The sequence below is a fragment of the Candidatus Cloacimonadota bacterium genome (assembly GCA_020532355.1).
Lineage (GTDB): Bacteria > Cloacimonadota > Cloacimonadia > Cloacimonadales > Cloacimonadaceae > UBA5456.
This window is the reverse complement of the sequence record JAJBBD010000249.1, coordinates 1-6,155: the sequence shown is the minus strand read 5'-3', so window position 1 is coordinate 6,155 and position 6,155 is coordinate 1. Positions and strand designations below refer to the sequence as shown.

5 protein-coding genes are annotated in these 6,155 nt (G+C 41.6%); all 5 read right to left on the bottom strand.

Translation table 11 applies throughout. The annotated features are described in order from the left end of the window. Positions 1 to 931: ATP-dependent protease ATPase subunit HslU (gene hslU, locus LHW48_08775; protein MCB5260543.1), on the bottom strand; the 931-nt coding region annotated here is incomplete at its 3' end. After that, positions 931 to 1,464 carry an ATP-dependent protease subunit HslV gene (hslV, locus tag LHW48_08770; protein ID MCB5260542.1) on the bottom strand — a complete coding sequence of 178 codons (534 nt, stop codon included), beginning with the start codon at positions 1,462 to 1,464 and terminating at the stop codon, positions 931 to 933. The genes hslU and hslV, both read right to left, overlap by 1 nt. After that, positions 1,457 to 3,349: an ATP-dependent zinc metalloprotease FtsH gene (gene ftsH, locus LHW48_08765; GenBank protein MCB5260541.1), complete on the bottom strand. Its 1,893-nt coding sequence runs from the start codon at positions 3,347 to 3,349 to the stop codon at positions 1,457 to 1,459. The genes hslV and ftsH overlap by 8 nt, the downstream gene beginning before the upstream one ends. 305 nt (positions 3,350 to 3,654) lie before the next feature. Then, positions 3,655 to 4,191 (bottom strand): hypoxanthine phosphoribosyltransferase, encoded by a 537-nt coding sequence (hpt, locus tag LHW48_08760; protein ID MCB5260540.1) that lies wholly within the window; start codon positions 4,189 to 4,191, stop codon positions 3,655 to 3,657. Further along, positions 4,181 to 5,632: a tRNA lysidine(34) synthetase TilS gene (gene tilS, locus LHW48_08755; GenBank protein ID MCB5260539.1), complete on the bottom strand. Its 1,452-nt coding sequence runs from the start codon at positions 5,630 to 5,632 to the stop codon at positions 4,181 to 4,183. The genes hpt and tilS overlap by 11 nt, the downstream gene beginning before the upstream one ends. Positions 5,633 to 6,155: the final 523 nt, after the last annotated feature.

Below are 6,155 nucleotides of genomic sequence, written 5' to 3'. Positions count from 1 at the left end.
ACAACACGTGAGAGGTATCTACAGATCCATACTTGGTCGGTACGCTACTGCCCTCTACAATAGGTAAAAGATCTCGCTGTACTCCACTTCGCGAAACATCAATGCCTCCATGCTTGTCAGAGTTGGCAATTTTGTCGATCTCATCAATGAATACAATACCATTTTCTTCAACTGCCTTTTTTGCTATTTCGGCAACCTTATCTTTGGGTACCAGACGAGTAATCTCCTGCTCGGTGAAATTGTTTAGAGCATTAACAACAGATGTTTTATGCTTCTTACCGGTTCTATTAGGTAATATGTTGGATAGCATATCCGAAAAATCAAAATCCAATGCTTCCAGACCAAAATTCGTCATAATCTCAAAATTTGGCATTGCATCTTCATTAAGCTCTATTTCAATCTCTTTTTCATCCAATTTCCCAGAAAGTAGCTTGGTTCGCATTTTATCTCGACTGCGTTTCTGTCGGGCAGCATAATCCGGATCCTCGTTATCGGTTTTACGTCGCTTATGAGGAAGCAACACATCAAGCACTTTTTCCACCGCAATTGCTCTGGCATCCTCTTTTACTGTATTTACCATGCGAGTTCTGGTTTGCGATACCGAATAGCTTACCAACTCACGAATCATCGATTCTACATCTCGACCAACGTAACCTACTTCCGTAAACTTTGACGCCTCAACCTTGATGAAGGGTGCATCCACCAATCTGGCTAATCGTCGGGCAATTTCGGTTTTACCAACTCCGGTGGGACCAATCATTATGATATTGTTGGGCATTATTTCTCGCCTCATATCTCCGCTAACTTGTTGACGCCGCCAACGATTGCGCAGAGCTATTGCTACACTGCGTTTTGCAGCAGATTGGCTGATAATGTATTTATCCAGCTCTTCCACAATGCGAGAGGGCGTGAGTTTGCTGATATCTACCACTACAAAACCTCCAATGTGAATTGATCATTTGTATAAACACATATTTCTGAGGCAATCTGCATGGCTTCCATTACGATTTTTTCTTCGGAGAGTTTCGTGTTGCGCAATAAAGCCCTAGCAGCAGATAGAGCATAGTTTGCTCCGCTGCCAATGGCTATTAGCCCATCATCTGGCTCCATCACGTCTCCTACGCCGCTAATCATTAATATGCCGGTTTTATCGCCGGCAATCAGCATAGCCTCAAGGCGGCGAAGATACTTATCTTGTCGCCATTCTTTGGCCAGATCAACCGCAGCTTTCTTGAGGTTGCCCTTATTACTTTTTAGCTTTTCTTCAAATTTTTCAAATAGGGTAAAAGCATCCGCTGTGGCTCCTGCAAAACCGATAATCACCTTATCGTTAAAGATACGGCGTATTTTTAGGGCTTTAGCCTTAACCACAGTATCTCCCAAACTCACTTGTCCATCACCACAAAGCGCAGTTTTACCTTTGCTGTGCAAACCAATTATCGTTGTTGAGTGCATATTATTCATCTATAGTGTTTTCTTCCTTGTTTGGTGTTTCATTATCATTACCAGATTCTTCTTGCTTGTGTTCTTCTTCTTTAGTCTCGGAGGAGTGTTCAAAACGCATCTCTTTGGCGCGATCATATTTAGCTTCCACCAATTGGCGTTCCTCGCTATCTAAATGTGCCAAGATCAAACTGAAGATTTCATCGGTTACCAAAGTCTCTTTTTCCTGCAATTCTTTAGCAAGAATATCCAATAATTCTCTATGTTTGGTAAGAAGCTCCCGAGCTAGTTCGTGAGCTTCTGAAATGATGTTGCGAATTTCAGAATCCACTAAGCGCGTAGTTTCTTCGCTATACATATCGCGCGAAACTAGTTCTTTCCCCAAGAATACTTCACTTTGATCTTTACCAATGGTCATGGGACCAATCACTTCGCTCATACCCCAGGCACAAACCATCTTCTTGGCAATATCCGTTGTACGCTCCAGATCATTGCCCGCCCCAGTTGTAAGTTCGCCAAACACAACTTCTTCTGCTGCTCTTCCGCCCAATAGTGAAACCAAGAACTGTTTCAGATAGCTGCGCGAGTATCCAGTTTTATCGCTTTGAAGGTAATGTGTAGCTCCCCCCGTAAAACCTCGTGGAATAATGCTCACTTTATGTACGGGTTCAACTAAATCCTGAAAGATGCTGGTTAGAACGTGCCCAATTTCATGATATGCGGTTAAACGCTTATCGTCCTCAGGTATTACCCTGCTCTTTTTTTCTTTACCCAAAGTCAGTTTATCTTTGGCTTCTTCAAAATCCATCATTTGGATGTCGCTCTTATTTTTGCTGGCAGCAATCAATGCGGCTTCGTTTACAAGATTTGCCAAATCTGCACCGCTAAATCCAGGTGTTCCTCTAGCGATTATTTCTAAATGTACATCAGTTCCCAAAGGAACTTTTGCCGCATGCACTTTTAAGATCTCGGTTCTACCTTTAATATCAGGCAAATCCACCGTAACCTGACGATCGAATCTACCAGGACGTAGAAGTGCCGGATCCAAGATATCGGGTCTGTTTGTTGCTGCAATTATTATTACCGCTTCGTTGGGTTCAAAACCATCCATTTCTACTAATAACTGATTAAGGGTTTGCTCTCGTTCATCATGCCCCCCCCCTAATCCGGTACCACGATGCCTTCCCACTGCATCGATTTCGTCGATAAAGGTAATACAGGGCGAATTCTTTTTGGCTTGATCGAATAAATCGCGAACTCTTGCCGCTCCAACACCTACAAACATTTCCACAAAGTCGGAACCCGATATAGAGAAGAAGGGAACTCCCGCTTCTCCGGAAACTGCCTTTGCCAAAAGGGTCTTACCCGTTCCGGGACGTCCCACCAGTAAAACTCCGCGAGGGATTCTGCCGCCCAAGCGTTGAAAGCGTTTGGGATCTTTAAGAAATTCCACTATCTCTTGCAGTTCTTCTTTTGCTTCATCCACACCAGCTACATCTTTAAAGGTAACGCGAGATTTGCTGGCTTCATGCAGCCTGGCTTTGCTTTTGCCAAAGCTAAATGCTTTGGAGTTCTGCCCCGTCATACGACTCATAATCAAAAAGTAAAAACCAATCAGCAGAATAAATGGTAAAAGCGAGATCAGCAGACTCGTCCAACCAGCTGGTTTCACGGTAACTACTTTTATTCCTCTTACCAGCAAGCTGTCCACTAAACGAGCATCTTCGAAAGGCAGTGTAGTACTAAATTTACGCTGTGTACTATCGGTGTAGATAATATCTCTTTCGGTAAACTGCACTTCTTTGATGCTTTCATTATATACACGCGCCATAAAGTTACTATAGCTCTCTTTGGTTACGGTTTCACGATTTCCTCCGTAAGTAAACCAAAGACTGATGGCAAGCATTACTAAAATCACTATAAATGGGGTCCAGATTCTTGGTTTTTTTGCAGGAGGTATCGGGCGTCCTTGGGCATCCAATTTTGGCACTTCATTCTGCTCTTTAGAATTTAGCCTCCGCTTGGATTGGAACATTCTAAAAAGACCTATTACCGAAATCAGGATTATTCCATATACAAACCATCTCAGCATTTCCGAAAAACCATTCATAACGGTGGGAATTTCACTTATTGGTGCATCTATACTATCGCTCATTGCTTGCGCAAACACTCTGCCGCTACCGGCAAAGAAAGCAGCCATTAGCCAATATTTCATGTATAACACTCTTCCTTCAGGATTCCAATAAAGGGCAAATTACGGTATCGCTCCGCGTAATCTAGGCCATAGCCCACCACAAATTCATTACCCACTTCAAAGCCTACATACTCAAATGTTGTTTCTATCTTATGGGCTTGAGGTTTATCCAACAAAACACAAGTTCTCAAGCTGGCAGGTTTATGCTTCCATATGTAATCCTTTATATACTGCAAGGACAATCCGCTATCTACAATATCTTCAACTATTATCACATCCCTGTCGGTTATATCCAAATCTATATCTTTACGTATCTTAACTACCCCACTGCTACTGGTTCCAACTCCATAGCTAGATATAGCAAGAAAATCAATCTCGATGGGAATTGAGATGGCACGCACAAGATCACTCATAAAGATGAATCCACCTTTTAACACGCCAATTATCACTGGCACCTTGCTTTCATAATCGTGATTTATCTGTTGGCCAATCTCCCGTATCCGGTTTTGGATGCGCATTTCGTCAAAGAGTACTGCCGATATATCACAGTTCATCAAATTCATTGCTTCCTCGCTTTTTCCGGTTTGCTGCCCGGTTGGGCTTTTTTAATAATGATTCCGCTTCAATAGCCAGATATCGGGAGCTCGTCTCCTGATATCGTACCCGGTTATCGGGGCGAAACCCACATATCCAAATTATCTTTTCTTCGTCCTCAAATATGGGTATCAAGTCCCTATCATATTTGGGTATTTTTTCGTCAATAAAAAAGTCTTTTAGTTTCTTAAAACCGTTCATACCAAAGGGAATAAAACGATCTCCTTCTCGGCGAGTTCGAATGCGGATTCTTCCAACTATTTTATCGGCATCCAAAATCACCTTGTTTCTTTGATACTCGGCACAATCTGGTGGCAATACTTTAAGATATTTAAAACTAAAACGGTAATTTATATGTACTGCCCGCGCTCGCTCACCTTCAATTATCAGTTCTTCAGCAGGTTGTGGCTCTATATCCTCTCGTACCGAACTAAATATCAGCTCTTGATATTGTTTTATGGCATATATTGAATGAGGAAGGCTAATATGCTTGCTACCTTCAGTTTCAAAAAGACTCTCCAACTCGTGCATATGAACCCTAAAGAAATCCTGTTTTGTTCCCGATACTAGGCGATATGCTTTTCTTAATATATAATACTGCTCTATTTGCGGCACCCTCAATAGATCTGGTAAACTTAAGATTATTCGCTCTAACGAGTTCTCCAAACAGATTTTTTTGAAGCGGCGGTTTGCTTTCTCTTCTATGTATTTATCTGCCTGCAACAATACTGATGCCTCATTGGCAAGTAATTGTGTAATTTGGGGATTATAGATTTGCTTAAGCTGTGGAATCAGCTCTGTTCTGATTCTGTTTCGAGTAAATCCAGGATCAGAATTGGATTCATCCTCGCGCCAAGTAATCTTTACTGAATTTAGTAATTCTTTCAATTCCTGTGGCATAAAATCTAGCATAGGATGCACTACCTTATCCTGTAAAGGCTTGATTCCCGCCATTCCGCTTAACCCAGAACCCCGTAGTAAGTTTATTAATACTGTTTCGGCTAAATCTGCTTTATGATGTGCAAGAAGAACTTTATCGAACTTATAACTTTCTAAGATTTGGTTAAATATCTCAAATCTAGCAATTCGAGCCCTGTTTTCAAGATCTTGGGGCCCCTTCAACTCTATATGCCTTATTATCAGTGGCACGTTAAGTTGCAAACACAATTTCTTGATCTGCTCTTCATCCTGATCACTGGCTATTCCACGTAATTGATGGTTGATATGTACTGCCAGCAGAGAAAGATTGTAGCTAAAGCGTAAACGCGAATATAGATACAACATTGCCGTAGAATCTGCTCCTGCAGATACGGCTAATAGCAGCTTCTCTCCTTTTCTTAAAATCTGCTCTTTTTGCGCAAAACCTACTAAGCGCTTTAGGTATTCATTGCTTTGGCTCATCTATACTCCGTGAGTTTATTTTTACGGATTGTGCTATTCTTTTCTTTGGGGGGAGTACTGTCAACTCTAATCTGCTGTAAAAATTTTTACATACGCCATAGATTGAGACGTATCGAGATTGGGAATATTGAAAACAGCTAATGTTGAATAGTTTTAGCTTCCCGTATGTTATAAGCTTGAGTAATGTCTTCTATCTTAAAGACAAGAACATCGTTGTCGCTGTGCCCATCCTCTACCCTTGCAGAATGAGGCTCCGCTCCATACCCCGATTATTTAACGGTCTTTAAGAAGTATCGGGCAGAAATCACGGCTTGATGCCTCACTTCTTAAGGCTATCAATAAGGAAGTTTTAGGCTGAGATACTCATATAAATACAGGATCAAGACTGGGTAAACCCTCGCTAAGATATGCTTATTGTATTGAACGAGGATTTACTGCAGAGAAATATACAAACATGCAACCTGATGGAAGCCATCATAATAAGGCAGAATACCGCCTCTACTTACGGAGCTTCAGAAAGCTT

Coding starts and splice junctions, on each gene's coding strand:
- hslV (MCB5260542.1), bottom strand. CDS start 1,464: ATGAATAATATGCACTCAACAACGATAATTGGTTTGCACAGCAAAGGT.
- ftsH (MCB5260541.1), bottom strand. CDS start 3,349: ATGCTTGCCATCAGTCTTTGGTTTACTTACGGAGGAAATCGTGAAACC.
- hpt (MCB5260540.1), bottom strand. CDS start 4,191: ATGAACTGTGATATATCGGCAGTACTCTTTGACGAAATGCGCATCCAA.
- tilS (MCB5260539.1), bottom strand. CDS start 5,632: ATGAGCCAAAGCAATGAATACCTAAAGCGCTTAGTAGGTTTTGCGCAA.